Annotated in this window: 16 protein-coding genes and 1 tRNA gene; 13 read left to right on the top strand and 4 right to left on the bottom strand. The window is 60.5% G+C overall.

Translation table 11 applies throughout. The annotated features are described in order from the left end of the window. Window positions 1-161: 161 nt before the first annotated feature. On the bottom strand, window positions 162-878 hold the full coding sequence (locus SSARUM2_RS08950) for an autoinducer binding domain-containing protein (protein ID WP_060438850.1): 717 nt from the start codon (window positions 876-878) through the stop codon (window positions 162-164). A gap of 335 nt (window positions 879-1,213) precedes the next feature. Between SSARUM2_RS08950 and SSARUM2_RS08945 the strand changes: the two genes are divergently transcribed. The 7 genes from SSARUM2_RS08945 (at window position 1,214) to SSARUM2_RS08915 (ending at window position 8,306) form a co-directional block, all read left to right on the top strand. Further along, window positions 1,214-2,743: a 3-hydroxyacyl-CoA dehydrogenase NAD-binding domain-containing protein gene (locus tag SSARUM2_RS08945; protein WP_125460752.1), complete on the top strand. Its 1,530-nt coding sequence runs from the start codon at window positions 1,214-1,216 to the stop codon at window positions 2,741-2,743. Window positions 2,744-2,752: 9 nt separating this feature from the next. Then, window positions 2,753-3,964: an acetyl-CoA C-acyltransferase gene (locus tag SSARUM2_RS08940; RefSeq protein ID WP_060438852.1), complete on the top strand. Its 1,212-nt coding sequence runs from the start codon at window positions 2,753-2,755 to the stop codon at window positions 3,962-3,964. Window positions 3,965-3,979: 15 nt separating this feature from the next. Continuing rightward, complete coding sequence (gene hemA / locus SSARUM2_RS08935) at window positions 3,980-5,191, top strand: 5-aminolevulinate synthase (RefSeq protein ID WP_033637936.1); 1,212 nt, start codon at window positions 3,980-3,982, stop codon at window positions 5,189-5,191. Then, window positions 5,188-6,360 (top strand): MFS transporter, encoded by a 1,173-nt coding sequence (locus SSARUM2_RS08930; protein WP_060429045.1) that lies wholly within the window; start codon window positions 5,188-5,190, stop codon window positions 6,358-6,360. The genes hemA and SSARUM2_RS08930 overlap by 4 nt, the downstream gene beginning before the upstream one ends. Further along, the gene (locus SSARUM2_RS08925) at window positions 6,353-7,072 is read left to right on the top strand and encodes an enoyl-CoA hydratase-related protein (RefSeq protein ID WP_060438853.1); all 720 of its coding nucleotides are present in this window, start codon (window positions 6,353-6,355) and stop codon (window positions 7,070-7,072) included. Before SSARUM2_RS08930 ends, SSARUM2_RS08925 begins: the two co-directional genes overlap by 8 nt. A gap of 123 nt (window positions 7,073-7,195) precedes the next feature. After that, window positions 7,196-7,762: a GNAT family protein gene (locus SSARUM2_RS08920; RefSeq protein ID WP_060438854.1), complete on the top strand. Its 567-nt coding sequence runs from the start codon at window positions 7,196-7,198 to the stop codon at window positions 7,760-7,762. Further along, complete coding sequence (locus SSARUM2_RS08915) at window positions 7,746-8,306, top strand: hypothetical protein (protein WP_033638722.1); 561 nt, start codon at window positions 7,746-7,748, stop codon at window positions 8,304-8,306. The genes SSARUM2_RS08920 and SSARUM2_RS08915 overlap by 17 nt, the downstream gene beginning before the upstream one ends. 111 nt (window positions 8,307-8,417) lie before the next feature. Here the strand turns inward: SSARUM2_RS08915 and SSARUM2_RS08910 are convergent, their stop codons facing one another. After that, window positions 8,418-8,720 (bottom strand): putative quinol monooxygenase, encoded by a 303-nt coding sequence (locus tag SSARUM2_RS08910; protein WP_033637930.1) that lies wholly within the window; start codon window positions 8,718-8,720, stop codon window positions 8,418-8,420. Window positions 8,721-9,110: 390 nt separating this feature from the next. Between SSARUM2_RS08910 and SSARUM2_RS08905 the strand changes: the two genes are divergently transcribed. Both SSARUM2_RS08905 and SSARUM2_RS08900 read left to right on the top strand, forming a co-directional pair. Next, the gene (locus SSARUM2_RS08905) at window positions 9,111-10,424 is read left to right on the top strand and encodes an MFS transporter (RefSeq protein WP_033646546.1); all 1,314 of its coding nucleotides are present in this window, start codon (window positions 9,111-9,113) and stop codon (window positions 10,422-10,424) included. 74 nt (window positions 10,425-10,498) lie between these two features. Then, window positions 10,499-11,002, top strand: coding sequence for a VTT domain-containing protein (locus tag SSARUM2_RS08900; RefSeq protein WP_049195815.1), 504 nt, complete (start codon window positions 10,499-10,501; stop codon window positions 11,000-11,002). Between the two features lie 220 nt (window positions 11,003-11,222). Here SSARUM2_RS08900 and SSARUM2_RS08895 read toward each other — a convergent pair. Continuing rightward, a tRNA-Lys gene (locus SSARUM2_RS08895) sits at window positions 11,223-11,298 on the bottom strand. Window positions 11,299-11,647: 349 nt separating this feature from the next. On the opposite strand from SSARUM2_RS08895, the gene cycA reads away from it, so the two are divergent. Continuing rightward, window positions 11,648-13,048: a D-serine/D-alanine/glycine transporter gene (gene cycA / locus SSARUM2_RS08890; protein ID WP_033637927.1), complete on the top strand. Its 1,401-nt coding sequence runs from the start codon at window positions 11,648-11,650 to the stop codon at window positions 13,046-13,048. Window positions 13,049-13,098: 50 nt separating this feature from the next. Here the strand turns inward: cycA and SSARUM2_RS08885 are convergent, their stop codons facing one another. Next, window positions 13,099-14,022, bottom strand: a complete 924-nt coding sequence (locus tag SSARUM2_RS08885; protein WP_033637926.1) for a DMT family transporter — start codon at window positions 14,020-14,022, stop codon at window positions 13,099-13,101. Window positions 14,023-14,089: 67 nt separating this feature from the next. Between SSARUM2_RS08885 and SSARUM2_RS08880 the strand changes: the two genes are divergently transcribed. The 3 genes from SSARUM2_RS08880 to SSARUM2_RS08870 all read left to right on the top strand — a co-directional run bounded on the left by SSARUM2_RS08880 (window position 14,090) and on the right by SSARUM2_RS08870 (window position 15,963). Further along, entirely contained in the window at window positions 14,090-14,665 is a 576-nt protein-coding gene (locus SSARUM2_RS08880) for an XRE family transcriptional regulator (protein ID WP_033654204.1), read from the top strand. A 147-nt stretch (window positions 14,666-14,812) separates the two neighbouring features. Beyond that, a complete protein-coding gene (wrbA, locus tag SSARUM2_RS08875) occupies window positions 14,813-15,412 on the top strand; it encodes an NAD(P)H:quinone oxidoreductase (RefSeq protein WP_049195817.1) in 600 nt (199 codons plus the stop codon). Window positions 15,413-15,648: 236 nt separating this feature from the next. Further along, entirely contained in the window at window positions 15,649-15,963 is a 315-nt protein-coding gene (locus SSARUM2_RS08870; RefSeq protein WP_033646551.1) for a hypothetical protein, read from the top strand. Window positions 15,964-16,044 lie beyond the last annotated feature (81 nt).

The raw sequence follows: 16,044 nt of genomic DNA, 5'->3' as shown, positions 1-16,044 counted from the left end.
ACCGGGTGCCTACAGAATACTGCCGCGCACGGCGGCGGTGAATCGCTTTATCACGCTTTTGTGATCGGGGGGTAAATACTGAATAAGGACAGCTCTTAATTTAACAAAATATAAACATCACGCCGATAACGGATAGGGACTTAATTATTTATTACTCAAGATTAAATCAGCTGCAAATAAACCGCTTTGGCGGTGGCGGCGGTTTTATTAGCGACAGAAAGTTTTTTAATCGAGTTGCCGATATGGAAATTGACCGTGCGCTCGCTCACCCCCATCAACAGCGCGATCTCTTCCGCCGTTTTCCCTTCGCTGCACCAGCGTAGGATGTCTTTTTCGCGCAGCGTCAGCACATATTTTATCGCATCGTCGTTCACCGAGATCAAGGCTTCACGCAGCGTTTTATGGGCGGTTTGCGCCAGCCAAAGGAAGAAGGTTTCATTTGCCGCCCGCGCTTGCGGCGTTTGCTCGGGTAGCGCTTTGCCGGCAAACGTCAGGATCCCCAGCCGGCCATAGCAATCCTTGACTGACTGCGACCAACCGGCGCACAGGCCGAACTGCGCCATATGCCGCCAAAGCAGCGGCCGCTCGTGATAAAAGCTTTCGTCCCACTGAAACTGCAGCGTGGAATGGTGAGCGCGCTCAATAACCGGATCCTGCAAATACACCCGCTGCCGCCGATAATCTTCGAGATAGTTCGCTGAAAAATTCCCTTCGATCAGCATTTTGGGGCGGCTGGCCGGATAACAGGAAAACACGATGTAGGAGAAATAATCAAACCCCAACGCCTCAGCGCAGGGCCCCAGCTGCGTCAGAAAACGTTCGCGATCGGCCAGGCTGCCAATCACCTCCGCCATGAGCCGTTGAGTGCGGGTATCCATAACGCAGGTTCTCCAGATAGCGATGCCGATTTATCGATAGGTCAGACTCACTATAGAATATCGCCGTCCGGCGTCAGTAGCCGTTTCATATAATAAAAAATACCAACGCTATAACGAAAAAAGCTATTCCCCTTAAAATAAGCCTTTTTATTGCGCCGCACAGGAAAACTACGCGAATAGCATAATATCCTCGGCGCGTAAACCTGTCATTTCTACCGTTAGACAGCCAGGGCACCGCCAATTACTTTCCAGACAGGCACCCGGTGCCGCCGTAAATCCAAAGAGATAATAAGCATTTGCGAATTTCGCATGGCATACAGTGACGGGGATTTTCTATGGCAGAAAGTAATGCGGCAATTCAATCGGCTGCGATTATCGGCGCGGGAACGATGGGCAGAGGCATCGCTTATCTTTTCGCGCAAAAAGGCATTCGCACGGTGCTTTATAATCGCAACGGCAATACCCTCAATCAGGCTCGCGAATATATCGCGCAAGACCTGAACAAGAAAGTCGAACAGGGCAAGATCGCGCTGCAGGATAAAGGCGCAGTGCTGGCCAATCTGGTGTTCACCTCGGTGTTTGAGACTATCGCCGACAGCGATCTGGTGATAGAAACCATCGCCGAGCAAGAGCAAACCAAACTTGAGGTGCTGGCGGCCATCGCCGCGGCGGTCAAGCCCGACACGCTGATCGCCACCAATACCTCCTCACTGTCGCTTAACAAGCTGGCAACCGCGGTGACGCACAGCGAGCGGTTTATCGGTTTGCACTTTTTCAATCCCGCGCCGCTGATGAAACTGATTGAAATCATCCCGGCCTACTTTACCGCACGCGCCACCACCGAACGTTGCCGTCAGCTGGTAGCCGCGTTGGGGAAACGCGATGTCGTCTGCCAGGCCACGCCGGGGTTTATCGTCAACCGCATGGCCCGCCCCTACTACCTGGAAGGGTTCCGCCTGTTGGAAGAACACGTGGCGCGCGCGCCGCAGATCGACCGCGCCCTCAAGGCCGGCGGGCACTTTCGCATGGGGCCGCTCGAGCTGACCGATTTTATCGGCCAGGACATCAACTATCAGGTCAGCCGGCAAATCTGGCAGGACATGCAATACGATCCGCGCTATACCCCCGGCCATCTGCAGCGTTCGCTGGTCGATGCCGGTCTGTTGGGGAAAAAGAACGGCCGCTCCTATTTTGCCGCCGAAGAAAACGCCTTACCGGTAACGGCCGCCACCGATGCAGACGTCGAGACGCTGCGCGTTTACGGCGAACACCCTTTTTTTACCCTGTTGCAACAGCGGGCCGCGCTTCAGTGGCCACGGCTGCGCGTGGAGCAACGGCCGGCCTTACCGGGCCTGGGGCCGGCCGTCCAGATCAATGAGGCTTTCACCGTCAGCGTCACCGATGGCCGCACGGCGAGCCAGTTGGCGGAGCAGACGGCGGCGGATGCCTTTGTGGTCGATGTCGCCCTGAATTACGCCGACACGGCGTATCTGGTGGCAGCGCACAACCGCCACGCCTCTGCGGCCAATAAGGCGCTGTTTTTACGCCTGCTGCACACGGCAATCCCGCAGGTTGAATTTATCAAGGACTCCCCGGCGCTGATCGTCGCCCGCGTCCTCAGCAGCCTGATCAACGAGTCGGTGATCATGGTGGAAAGCGGCATCTGCAGCCGGGAAGACATCGATGTCGCCGCCGTCGCCGGCGTTAACTACGCCGACGGCATTTTCGGCTGGCTCGATAGCCTGGGGGAGAAAAACGTCAGGACGACGCTGAGCAACCTGGCGCAGCTGCTGCACGCGGCACGCTATGCGCCGCATTACACCCTTCTGCACGCCGCGCAACCGGCGCTGACGACCACGCCTTAAGGATCCATGATGAGCATTAACGATGACGGCGTTTATCTGATCGACGGCACGCGCACGGCGATTGGCGCCTATGGCGGCAGCCTGGCGCATACCCGCCCCGACGACATGGCGGCAACGATCATTCGCAGTCTGCTGCAGCGCCATCCGGCGGCGGAAGCGAAGCTGGACGAAGTGGTGCTGGGCTGCGCCAACCAGGCCGGCGAGGACAACCGCAACGTCGCCCGCATGGCGGCGCTGCTTTCCGGGCTGGAGCCGTCGGTGCCGGCCATCACCCTCAACCGCCTTTGCGCCTCTGGGTTGGATGCGGTGATTTACGCCGCGGCGAAAATCCGCAGCGGCCTTAGCGAACTGATTCTGGCCGGCGGCGTGGAAAGCATGAGCCGCGCGCCCTATGTGCTGAGCAAGGGCGACACGCCGTTCGACAAGGGGGTGAAGCTGTATGACACCACGCTGGGATGGCGCTTTGTTAACCCGCGGCTGGCGGAGCGCTACGGCAGCGATCCGCTCGGCATCACGGCGGAAAACGTGGCTCAACGGCAGCACATCTCGCGCGAGGAGCAGGATCTGTTCGCGCTGGCCTCGCAGCAAAAGGCCCGCCGGGCGATCGACAGCGGCCGGCTGGCGCGGGAAATCACGCCTGTGGACGTGCCGGCGGATCGCAAGACCACGCGTACATTCGCGCAGGATGAGTTCCCGCGCCTCAGCACGCTGCAGCAGCTGCAGGCGCTGAAACCGGCGTTCTCCGCCGGCGGTTCGGTCACGGCGGGCAACGCTTCCGGCATCAACGACGGCGCCGCCGCGCTGCTGCTGGCTTCCGGGCGCTACGTGAAACGCCAAGGGTGGCAACCGCTGGCGGAGATCGGCGACAGCGCGGCCGCCGGCGTTGAACCGGCGCTGATGGGGCTGGGGCCGATCGCCTCCACCGAGCGCTTGCTGCAGCGCGGCGGGTTCACCTTGAACGACTTCGACATCATCGAGATTAACGAAGCCTTCGCCTCACAGGTTCTGGCGGCGCTGAAACACTGGCGCATCGACGCCCACGACGCGCGGGTCAACCCGAACGGCGGCGCCATCGCGCTCGGTCACCCGCTGGGGATGTCCGGCGCGCGCCTGGTGCTGTCGGCGGCGCTGGAACTACGCGATCGGCAGGCCGGCAACGCATTGGTGACGATGTGCGTCGGCGTCGGTCAGGGGCTGTCATTAAACCTTAAAGCCGTTTAACACAAGGAACATACGATGAGCGTACTGAACATTCTTGAAGAAAAGCTGGCGGAAACCAAAAAACAGGGGCGTTTTCGCGAGTTCCTCAACCTTGAACGCGGCGTGCAGGACAAACCCTGGGCCACCAGCCACGGGCACCACGGTGAGCGCCGCCTCAACGTCTGGTGCTCGAACGACTATCTGGCGATGAGCCACCACCCCAAAGTGCTGCTGGCCACCACCGAAGCGGTTAACCGGGTCGGGCTGGGCACCTGCGGCGCCCGCAGCATTTCCGGCACCTCGGTCTACCACAGTGAGCTGGAAACGCTGTTGGCCAGCGCCTACGGCAAAGAGTCGGCGCTGCTGTTCACCACCGGTTTCGGCGCCAACGACGCCACCTTGTCCACCCTGTGCGACGCCATTCCCGATCTGATCGTGTTCTCCGACGAGCTGAATCACGCCTCGATGATTTACGGTATCCGCTACAGCAAAGCGGAGAAAAAGATCTTCCGCCACAACGACGTGGCACACCTTGCCGAACTGCTGCAGGCCGCCGATCCGGCGCGGCCAAAGCTGATCGCCTTCGAGTCGCTGTATTCCATGGACGGTGACTTCGCCCCGCTGGCGCAGATCGTGGCGCTGGCGGAGCAATATCAGGCGCTGACCTATCTCGACGAGATCCACTCCGCCGGCGTCTATGGCGAACGGGGGCTGGGCTACGCCGAACAGCTGGGCCTGCTGGATAAAATCACCATTATTCAGGGTGGGTTCGGCAAATCTTACGGTGCGGCGGGCGGTTATATCGCCGCGCCCCGCTCGGTGGTGGAGGCGGTGCGCAGCTGGGCCCCGGCATTCGTCTTCAGCACCTCGTCGCCGGCGCCGGTGGTGGCCGCCGCGCTGGCCAGTTTTAAATACAACCTCGAGCATGACACCCAGCGCAAGCACCTGCTGGCGATCGTCGATCACCTGAAAACCGGCCTGCGCGCCGCCGGCATCCCGCTGGTGTCGGCCGACAGCCATATCCTGCCGCTGCGGGTCGGCGATCCGCACCGCAACAAACACATCAGCAAAGTGCTGCTCGATGAGCATGATATTTACGTGCAACCGGTCAATGCGCCGACGGTGCCCGCAGGCAGCGAGCGGCTGCGGGTGACGCCGACCTCGGCGCACTCCCATGCCGACGTGGAGACGTTCCTGGCCGCGCTGGGGCGGGTCTGGGCGGCGAACGATCTGCGGAGGGCGGGATGACGTTAGCGGATTATAACGGCCATCTGGTCACGCTCTGTCTGATGGCGACCGGCACGTTCGCCATCGGCACCGACGCCTTTATCGTCGCCGGCGTACTCAGCGACATTTCCGACACCTTTGCCGTCAGCCCCGCGCAAGCGGGGCAGTTGATATCGGTATTCGCACTGGCTTATATGCTGTTCGCGCCGCTGACCGCCTGGCTGCTGGGCAACGTCAACCGCAAGCATATCCTGCAGCTGGCGCTGGTGCTGTTCATCGCCGGCAACCTGGCCTGCGCCTGGGCCACCAGCTACCTGCAGATCTCGCTCGGCAGAGTGCTGGCCGCATTGGGAGCAGCCTGTTACACGCCGCAGGCCGCCGCCGCCGCGGTGGGGCTGGTGGCGGAAAAACGCCGCGGCCTGGCCATTTCCATCGTCTATGGCGGCATGACGTTGGCTATTGCGCTCGGCATTCCGTTCGGTACCTTTCTCGCCAAACTGATCGGCTGGCGTGAAATCTTCCTGTTCATCGCCCTGCTGGGGGCGATTGCGCTGCTGGGCCTGTCGTTGGCGCTGCGCGCCATCGCGCCGCCGGGCAAGCATTCGCTGAAAGAGCGGCTCGCCCCGCTGCGGCAAAAGGCGGTGCTGACCACGCTGCTGATCACCTTTTTCGCCGTTTGCTCGGAACACATCGTCTATAGCTACGTCAGCGTATTGCTGAAAAACACCCAGTTCGGCCCGCAGGCGATCCTGCCCCTCGCGCTGCTGGTGTTCGGCATTGGCGCGGTGATCGGCAACTTTGCCTCCGGCGCGTTAACCGATGCCCTCGGCAGCAAGTTCGTGCTGCTGTTTTCCGTGGCGATCCAGACGCTATCCCTGTTCCTGCTGGCCTTTTATGTCACTTCCGCCTGGTGGGTGCTGGCCATCTTTCTGGTCTGGGGCATCACCGGCTGGATGTACCTGGTGCCGATCCAGCATCACCTGTTGTCGCTGTCGAAACGCTTTGGCGCGCTGACCGTGTCGCTCAACAGCTCGGTGCTGTACGCCGGCATCGCGGCGGGCGGCATGCTGGGCGGCCTGACGCTCTACGCGCTGCCGGCCTATTACCTGCCGCTGTTTTCGCTGCCGCTCGGCGCCATCGCCCTGCTGCTGACACTGCTGTTTTTCCGGGGAGAGACCGGCAATGAGTAAAGCCCTCCCGGTGCTTTATGAGCGCCATGGCGAGCAGGTTGCGGTCATCACCCTCAATCGGCCGGAAAAAAAGAACGCCATCAACCTGCAGATGGCCGAGCTGATCCGCACTTACCTGCGGCAGGCGGATAACGATGACTCGGTGCGCGCGATCGTTCTGGCCGGTCAACCGGCGGTATTTTCCGCCGGCATGGATGTCGACGCCTTCCGTCAGGGCGAACTGCCCATCGTCACGCCGGAGGGGTTTGGCGGGCTGATCCATGCGCAGATCGCCAAGGTGATCATCGCCGCCGTTGACGGCATCGCGTACGGAGGCGGCTTTGAGCTGGCGCTGGCGTGCGATCTGATCGTCGCCGGCCAGAACGCGCGCTTCAGTTTCCCCGAAACCGGGCTCGGGTTAGTCGCCGCACAAGGCGGATGCGCGCGCTTGCCGACGCGCATTTCCCCCTATGTCGCACTCGACTGGCTGCTGACCGGCAGAACCGTCAGCGCACGGGAGGCGCTGTCACACGGCGCCATTTCCCGTATCAGCGAGGGGGCGGCCCGGGAAGAGGCGCTGCGCATCGCCGAACAGATCGCCGCAAAAGATCTTGCCGCCAGCCAAACGGTGAAGGCCATCGTGGGCCAGGGGCTGGCACGGCAAGAAGCCCCCTCATTCGCTTTTCAACAAGGCCCGGTCGAGCGCCTGCGCCAGGCTGCCGCTCGCCGATAATTCTCCCGCCGGTTCGCCTGAACCGGCATTTCCCGCTTTTCCGCCACCGCTCATTTTACGCAGCCCGCCTCTTGGCGCTGGGCTACACTGCCGTTAGCCCTAATGCGCTGATAAGGAAAAACAATGCGCCATTTTCCTCTGCTGACCCCCAGACTTCGCCTGCGCCCGTTCACCGCCGACGATCTGCCCGACTTTACCGCCTACCGCAGCCACCCGGACGTGGCGCGCTACCAAAGCTGGAGCGACTACAGCGCCGCCGATGCGCAGGCCTTTTTCGCACAGCAACGGCGGCTCGAATTCAACCGTGACGACAGCTGGTTTCAACTGGCGGTCGAACGCCGCGAGGACGGCGCGTTGCTCGGCGATATCGCGGTGCATTTCTTCGATGAGGGGCGCCAGGCTGAACTGGGCGTGACCTTCGCGCCCAGCCACCAGCGTCAAGGGCTGGCGCGCGAGGCGCTGAACGCCGTCATCGCCCTGCTGTTCGGGCCGCTGGCGAAGCACCGTATTACTGCGGTGGTGGACGCGCGTAATCTTGCCGCCGCCACGCTGTTCGGCAAACTGGGTTTTCGGCGCGAGGCCCATTGGCGGCAAAACGTGTTTTTCAAAGGCGCGTGGGGCGACGAATTCGGTTTCGCTCTGCTGCAAAGCGAATGGCGGGAGAATGCAAAGCATGACGCTGCTGAATAAATACCTTGGGCAATACCAGTTCTCGGAGCGGCATGCGATCGCCATCGCCGCGCCACAGGCGCGGATCCTGGCGGCCGTGGCCGCTTACGATCCCAAGCACGACCGTTTTTTCCGCAGCATGATAGCGCTGCGCGAATTGCCCGCGCGGCTGATGCCACGCAATAAACCCAGCCCGCCGCCGTTTGGCCTGCATAACTTTTGCCTGCTTGAGCAAGATGACAGCGCGTTGGTCTATGGCCTGATCGGCCGCTTTTGGCAGGCTGAATACGGTCTGGAGCAGGTCGCTGACGGGGCGGGCTTTCTGGCCTTCGTTAAGCCCGGCGTCGCCAAACTGGCGCTGGGTTATGTCGTGAGCCCTCTGCCGGACGGCCGCTGCCGCCTGGTGACGGAAACGCGCATCTTCTGCCCCGACGACGCCAGCCGGCGGCGGTTTACCCCCTATTGGTATGCGATTCGCCTGGTCAGCGGGCTGATACGCCGCCGTATGTTGCGCGCCATTAAAACAGTCAGCGAAAAGCCGGCGGCGAATCATTCACCAGGCTGATTTATTTAAGAGCATTCTTAGAGAATGAAAATCATTATCAGCCTATTTTTTAATCACAACAAGATAGTAGTGAGAAGCCATTGACCCCGCCCCCTGCGGGGATTTTTTCGCCTATTTATCACCTGTTTCAGGAAATACCTGCATAAACAGGAAGGTGCAAGGCTTGCGCTGATGCTGGTTGATCTGGGGCACCAGCCGGGTGAAATGCTCGGTCTGGCAATGCGCATCCAGGGCGGCGCGATCCGGCCAGCTTTCGATAAAAATAAAATGCCCGGGATCCTGCTGGTCGATACACAGCTCATAACTGATGCACAAAGGTTCCTGCCGGGTTTTCTCCACCAGCTCGCGATACCATGGCATAACGGTTGCAATGTGTTCCGGGTGGATAAAATCTTCAGCGATGACCTTCAGCATGTAGCGCTCCTGTATTTTGTTTTGCCGCGTTTCACCTTATATCCCCCCCTCACGAGATGAAAGCGTCTTTCTCCGGGTCTACCACCGGGTTGCCAATTCGGTGATAGCGCACACAGATCGCGATCAAAGCGCTTGAACGCGCCATAGCCCTGTGTGAACTTTTAATTAACAAGAAAGCAACACACCATTCACCGTGGTGATGTCTGCACCAATCTGCCGACTCGATACGCGGCGTTTTTTTCGCCCCCAAAGGCCTGACCATTAGTCCTTTAGACCTTTAGACCTTTAAGGCTCACGAAAAAATCCATGGTTACCGCCGTGTTGCGGGCAACGGCATCAGGACGGTCCTGTGACCGACGTTTGTCATTCTCAGAAGAGAGGTTATCGCCAGTGAATCACGCCACCTATGCCGCTCCAGCGCTCAACGCCGCCATCCGCAAAACCTGGCGCAGACTGGTGCCCTTGATGTTCGCCATGTACTTCATCGCCTTTATCGACAGGGTTAACGTCGGCTTTGCCAAGGACGCGATGGCCATCGATATCGCGCTATCGCAATCCGCCTTTGCCCTGGGCGCCGGGATATTTTTTGCCGCCTATGCGCTGTTCGGCATCCCGGCCAACCTGCTGATGAACCGCTGGGGCGCCAAACGCTGGCTCAGCGCCACCACCGCGCTGTGGGGGGCGCTGTCGGCCTGTACCGGGCTGGTGACCAACGAACAGCAGTTTATCGTCTTGCGCTTTCTGCTGGGGATCGCCGAAGCCGGCTTTTACCCCGGCATCCTGCTGCTCGCGTCGATCTATTTTCCCAATAAGGTGCGCGCCTCGGTGATCGGCATTTTCGTGCTTGGCGTGCCGGCGGCCCTGACGCTCGGCTCGCCGCTGTCGGGAGCCTTGCTGGAGATGCACGGCGTGCTGGGCAAACCCGGCTGGTTCTGGATGTTCGTGCTGGAGGGGCTGCCGGCCGTCGCCCTCGGCGTCTTCGCCTTTTTCTATCTCGACGATAGCCCGCAGCAGGCCCGCTTTCTGACCGAGGAAGAGCGTGCGGCGCTGGTGGCACAGTTGGCCGCCGAACAGCAGCAAACCGAAACCAGCAGCGTCAAAGCGGCGATGAGAAGCGGCAAAGTTTGGCATCTGGCGCTGATCTACGGCACCCTGCAAATCGGCGTGTACGGCCTGATGTTTTTCCTGCCGTCGCAGGTCGCCTCGCTGATGGGCACCCATCTCGGCTTCAAGGCCTCGCTGGTGGCCGCCATTCCCTGGGCGTTCTCTGCGCTGGGCGTCTATTTCCTGCCGCGCTTTGCCGACAGAAACACCGCCAGAAGATTACCGATCGCCGTCGGCTGCATGATCGCGGCGGCGCTGGGATTGGTGGTCTCTTCCTATGCCGGCCCTTTGCTCGCTATCGTCGCCCTGAGCTGTTGCGCAGTCAGTTTCCTGGCGGTACAGCCGATTTTCTGGACGTTTCCCGCTCAGGTGCTCACCGGCCCGGCGCTGGCGGCCGGCATCGGCTTTTGCACTACGCTCGGCGCCGCGTTCAGCTTTTTAGCCCCGCTGATCCGCACCGAGGCGGAACAGCGTTTTCACAGCCCGCATGCCGGGCCGCTGGTGCTGGCCGCTTTCTCGCTGCTGTGCGCCGCGCTGTTGTGGGCGCTCAGAAACCGGCGCGCCGAGGTGAGCAAGCAAGACGCAGAGATTGCCGGATAGCGGCGCGTTATTTAACCCTTATTGAACCTGCGGATGGGACACTGGCACTCAGTCCCCTCGCCCGCAGGTGTTAAATGGATGAATTGACGCACATTATCGCCAAATACAGTCCGGAGCCGGAGATGTTGCTGCTGCTGATTTTCCTGTTTGCGCTGGGTAAATCCGTGATCTTCGTTTCCTCCATCCTGCCGCCCGCTTCGGTCACGCTGCTGATGGGCATCGTTGCGGGCAAGCACGCGCTGCCCCTCGGCGCCGTTTGGGCGGCCATCGCCCTCGGCGCCGCGCTGGGATCGATCTTGTCGTTCCACTGCGGCGCGCTGCTATGCCGCCGCGATCTACGCCGCCGGCTGCCGGCACGCTTTCACGCGCCGCTGCGCAAAGCCCAGCGCGCCTTGCAAAAGAGAGGGCTGCCGCTGCTGTTCGCCTCGCGTTTTCTGGCGGTGATGCGCTATACCGTACCGCTGATGGCCGGCATGCTGAAACTGCCGCTGGGGCGCGTCTATGCCACCGCCGCGCTCTCGGCTGCCGCCTGGGCGCTGATCTTGATGTCGGCTGCGCATGTATTCCCCGTATCTTGACCTGAAAGATTCTTGGGCAAATGTTCGGCCCATGCGCCGACGTTGCGCCAGCGCACAGCCTCTCTTGCCGTATAAACTGCGGTGCAACATCGCAGTTTGCGCCAGATCACCTTTCTGAACATCAGTCGAAAAATGCGAATTTTTTTGCAGAATGCGCGCTTAAAACGGCGCAATGAGGAAACAAACAGAGAAAAGTCCGAGCGTAACACGCTGATTTGGTTGGCGGGTCGTACAGGGGTCGAACCTGCGCCCCATTGATTAAGAGTCAACGGCTCTAGCGACTGATCGAACAACTCAACGCGCTAAACTGTCTTCCTCGCCGGCGCCGCTGTCGAACGCTTACACCCATTACTTTTTCTCATGCGAATTTTACAACCCTTTGTTTAATCAACGAGATAAGCCGCATAAGGTCTATTAATCCCACCTTTTGAAGAGTAATCTTCCGCTCCCTGAACGTCCGATTTGCCTCCTCCGTGTAAAGATTGATCGACTTTTATCCCGTGTATAAATGTTGTAAACATGTTGCACAAAGGTGGCGTTATTGCACTACCTTACTAAAGCCGGACCAACCGGATAAATGTATAAAAAAGAGCCACTTCAGAGCTCGCGACTTCACTAATGACAGGTAAAACAGGACATCATCAGATGGTAGATCACTCTAAAATAGCGACTGACGCGACGCCCGCTTCAGAAGATCATCTACGGCGAAACCTCACTAACCGACATATTCAACTGATCGCCATCGGCGGCGCCATCGGCACCGGTCTGTTTATGGGCTCCGGTAAAACCATCAGTCTGGCCGGCCCTTCGATCATCTTCGTGTACATGATCATCGGCTTTATGCTGTTCTTCGTGATGCGCGCCATGGGCGAGCTGCTGCTGTCCAACCTGGAATACAAATCGTTCAGCGATTTCGCCGCGGACCTGCTCGGCCCGTGGGCCGGTTTCTTCACCGGCTGGACCTACTGGTTCTGCTGGGTGGTCACCGGCATCGCCGACGTCGTGGCGATCACCGCCTACGCCCAGTTCTGGTTCCCCGAGCTGTCGCAGTGGATCGCTTCGCTGCTGTGCGTGCTGTTGCTGCTCGGCCTTAACCTGGCGACGGTGAAAATGTTCGGTGAAATGGAGTTCTGGTTTGCGATGATCAAAATCGTCGCCATCGTCGGGCTGATCGTCGCCGGGCTGGTGATGATCGCCATGCAGTTCCAATCGCCGACCGGCACCGTGGCCTCATTCACCCATTTGTGGAATGACGGCGGCATGTTCCCGAAAGGCATCAGCGGCTTCTTCGCCGGCTTCCAGATTGCGGTATTCGCCTTCGTCGGCATTGAGCTGGTGGGCACCACCGCCGCGGAAACCAAGGATCCGGAGAAATCGCTGCCGCGCGCCATCAACTCGATTCCGATCCGCATCATCATGTTCTACGTGTTCGCCCTGATCGTCATCATGTCGGTGACGCCGTGGAGCTCCGTGGTGCCGGACAAGAGCCCGTTCGTTGAGCTGTTCGTGCTGATCGGCCTGCCGGCCGCGGCCAGCGTGATCAACTTTGTGGTGCTGACCTCAGCCGCCTCTTCCGCCAACAGCGGCGTATTCTCCACCAGCCGCATGCTGTTCGGGCTGGCGCAGGAAGGCGACGCGCCGAAATCGTTCGCCAATCTTTCCAAGCGCGCGGTGCCGGCCAACGGCCTCACCTTCTCCTGCATCTGCCTGCTGGGCGGCGTGGTGCTGATTTACCTGATCCCGAACGTGATGACGGTCTTCACCCTGGTGACCACCGTATCGGCGATTCTGTTCATGTTCGTCTGGACCATCATCCTGTGCTCGTACCTGGTCTACCGTAAACAGCGCCCGGCGCTGCACCAGAAATCGATCTACAAGATGCCGGCCGGCAAGCTGATGTGCTGGGTGTGCATGGCGTTCTTCGTGTTCGTGCTGGTGCTGCTGTCGCTGCGCGAAGACACCCGCCAGGCGCTGATCGTCACCCCGCTGTGGTTCATCGTGCTCGGCCTGTCTTACGTGTTCCTGCGCAAGAAGAAAACCGCGTGATGCAAAAGGGGCGGATATCTCCGCCCCTTCCTGCTTTCTATGTCTCTGCGCTAATCCGCTTCCGTCGCCACCGCCGCTTTATCCCTGCGCCGCACGCGCAGCTCGCTGACCACCACCCCGATTACAATCAACGCGCCCCCCAATAACGCCACGCCCGGTAAACGCTCGCCGGCCAACCGCCCGACGATGCCCGCCCAGACCGGTTCGCCGGCGTAAATCACCGTGGCGCGCGTCGGCGAAACGCTGCGCTGCGCCCAGTTCATGGTCAGCTGAATCAAGGCGCTGGCCAGCCCCAGCCCAATGGCGCTGTACAGCAGGTAATCCGAATACGGCGGCGGCGACTCGCCGGTCGGCGCCATCATCAAAAAGGAGGCCAGCGAGGCGGTCGCCAGCTGCACAATGGTCACTCGGCGGATATTGACCTTGCCGGCGAAGGCGCCGATCAGAATGATCTCTGCCGCCATGCCCAGGGTGCCGGCCAGCGTCAGAATTTCACCGAGGCTCAGCGTCATGTCGGTGCTGCTCGGCGCCGCCAGCAGCATCAGGCCGGTGAAGGCCAGCAGAATGCCGATCCACGACATGATGCCGGGGAAGCGCCCCAGCACCAGCCATTGCAACAGAGGCACGATCGGCACGTACATGGCGGTGATAAACGCCGATTGGCTGCTGGTGATGGTCTGCAGGCCGACGGTTTGCATGCTGTAACCGAACATGATCGCCAGCCCGATCAGCACGCCCGCCTTCAGTTCATACCGGGTCAGGCCGCGCAGCACGCGCAGCGAAAACAGCGTCAGCGCCAGCGTGGCGGTGGCGAAACGCAGGCCGACGAAAAAGAACGGCCCGCTGACCTGCATCGCGTGATGCACCGCCAAAAAGGTGCCGCCCCAGATCATGGTGATGAAAATCAACACCGCTTCCGGCAACCTGATTTGCGGAACCACGGCGGAAATAAAGGATTTTTTTGCTGCTGACACCGGCTTGCCCTTCCTGCTGAGTGCAATATAATGCACAGATCCTGCCAGTATGAGATAAAGTCCGGCGATGAGCAATACGGCGCATAACGCAAAAACCGATCCCCCCAAGGTGCTGCAATACCTGAGCAGCAATCTGCGCGGCTACCGCCAACGGGCGGGCCTGAGCCAGATGGCGCTGGCCGAGCTTTCCGGCGTCAGCCGCCGCATGCTGGCGGGCATCGAGGCCGGCGATCGCAACGTCAGCCTGGCGGTGCTCGACAAGATCGCCGCCGCCCTGGCGATTTCTTTCACCGATCTTATCCAGGCGCCGGAAGCGCGCGGCAGCCATCTGGTGGGCGAGTTGGCCTGGCAAGGCGCGCAGCCGGGCAGCCAGGCGCTGTTCGCCGCCAGCGTGCCGGCGCGGCAACGGGCCGAGCTGTGGGAATGGACGCTGATGCCGGGCGAGCGCTATGACTCTGCCCCGGACGCCGAAGGCTGGAGCGAAATGATCTACGTGATTGCCGGTACCCTGACGCTGGAGCTGGAACAAGGCACGCTGACGCTCAGCGCCGGCGCCGCACAAACCTTCAACAGCGATCAACGCTACGCTTACGCCAACCACGGCAACCTGCCCCTGCGCTTTATCCGCAACGTCGCCTTCTGACCGCCCGCCGGCACGCTGGCAGGAACAGCGGCTGGCGCACAAGCTGCGGCGCTTGCCCTGAATCCGCCATCCAACAAAACCAAGTTCGTCATTCGCTTCTATGCTTATCAAGGGTTTTTGTTAATCATCTGAGCGGGAGTAAGGAACATGACGAAAGTGTTGGTGCTTTATTACTCAATGTACGGCCATATCGAAAGCCTGGCGCAGGCGGTGGCCGAAGGCGCGAATCGGGTTAACGGCGTGGACGTGACGATTAAACGCGTGCCGGAAACCATGACGCCGGAGGCCTTCGCCAAAGCCGGGGGCAAACAACATCAACAGGCGCCGGTCGCCACCCCGCAAGAGCTGGCGAACTATGACGGCATTATCTTCGGCACGCCGACCCGCTTCGGCAATATGGCCGGGCAGATGCGCACCTTCCTCGATCAGACCGGCGGTCTGTGGGCTTCCGGCGCGCTGTACGGCAAGGTAGGCAGCGTCTTCTCCTCCACCGGCACCGGCGGCGGCCAGGAACACACCATCAGTTCCACCTGGACCACGCTGGCGCACCACGGTTTCATCATCGTGCCGATCGGCTATGCGACGCCAGAGCTGTTTGACGTTTCGCAGGTGCGCGGCGGCACCCCGTATGGCGCCACCACCATCGCCGGCGCCGACGGCTCGCGCCAGCCGAGCAACGAAGAGCTGACCATTGCCCGCTATCAGGGCGAGCACGTGGCAAAAATCACCGCCAAGCTGAAAAGTTAAGCCCCCTCCTGCGCCTGTGATTCAAAGGGCCGCGCATTCGCACGGCCCCATCTTGTTGCCGACCCGCCGCAAGGTTAGAATGCCCCTCCCCCGGCCATTCAGCGTCTGAAGGCCAGGCCCGAATTCGTTCTGCCCGTCGCTCATCCGCTTTCAGCCTGAGGACGGGCGTTCTGTTTTTTGCGCACAGCGAAGGGAATAAGTCAGTGTCTAAAGATTTTGATGAACTAATAAGAGACATGGATCTTATTATTGAAAATGTAGACAGCTTCAAGGCTCTGGCTCCGCGCGCGCCCGAGCCGGCTCCGGCCCCGCCGCCGCCGGTTCATCACTACGACTCGTTCTGCGAGAACATCGCGCTGAAAGTGGTCTTGAAGGTGCTGCTGTCTTCGGTGGACAAAATAGTCAAAGTGCAGATCGCCAACAAGGTCGAGCAGGAAATTACCCAGATCGAACAGCAGGTGGTGCGCGCCGGCGGCGGCCCGGTGTCGCCGGACGATCTGGCGCAGATGACGCACTATGTGCGCCGTACGGTCAACAACCTGCTGGAATAACGCCCCGCCATACTTATTAGGCGATATGAATTTTTACGTTATTTTTATATCGCCTGCTTTATGCTTGATACACTTCAATAA

Source organism: Serratia sp. K-E0102 (assembly GCF_029962625.1).
GTDB classification, from domain to species: domain Bacteria; phylum Pseudomonadota; class Gammaproteobacteria; order Enterobacterales; family Enterobacteriaceae; genus Serratia; species Serratia sarumanii.
Note: the sequence above shows the minus strand (reverse complement) of the source record. Positions and strands in the feature narration are given on the sequence as shown.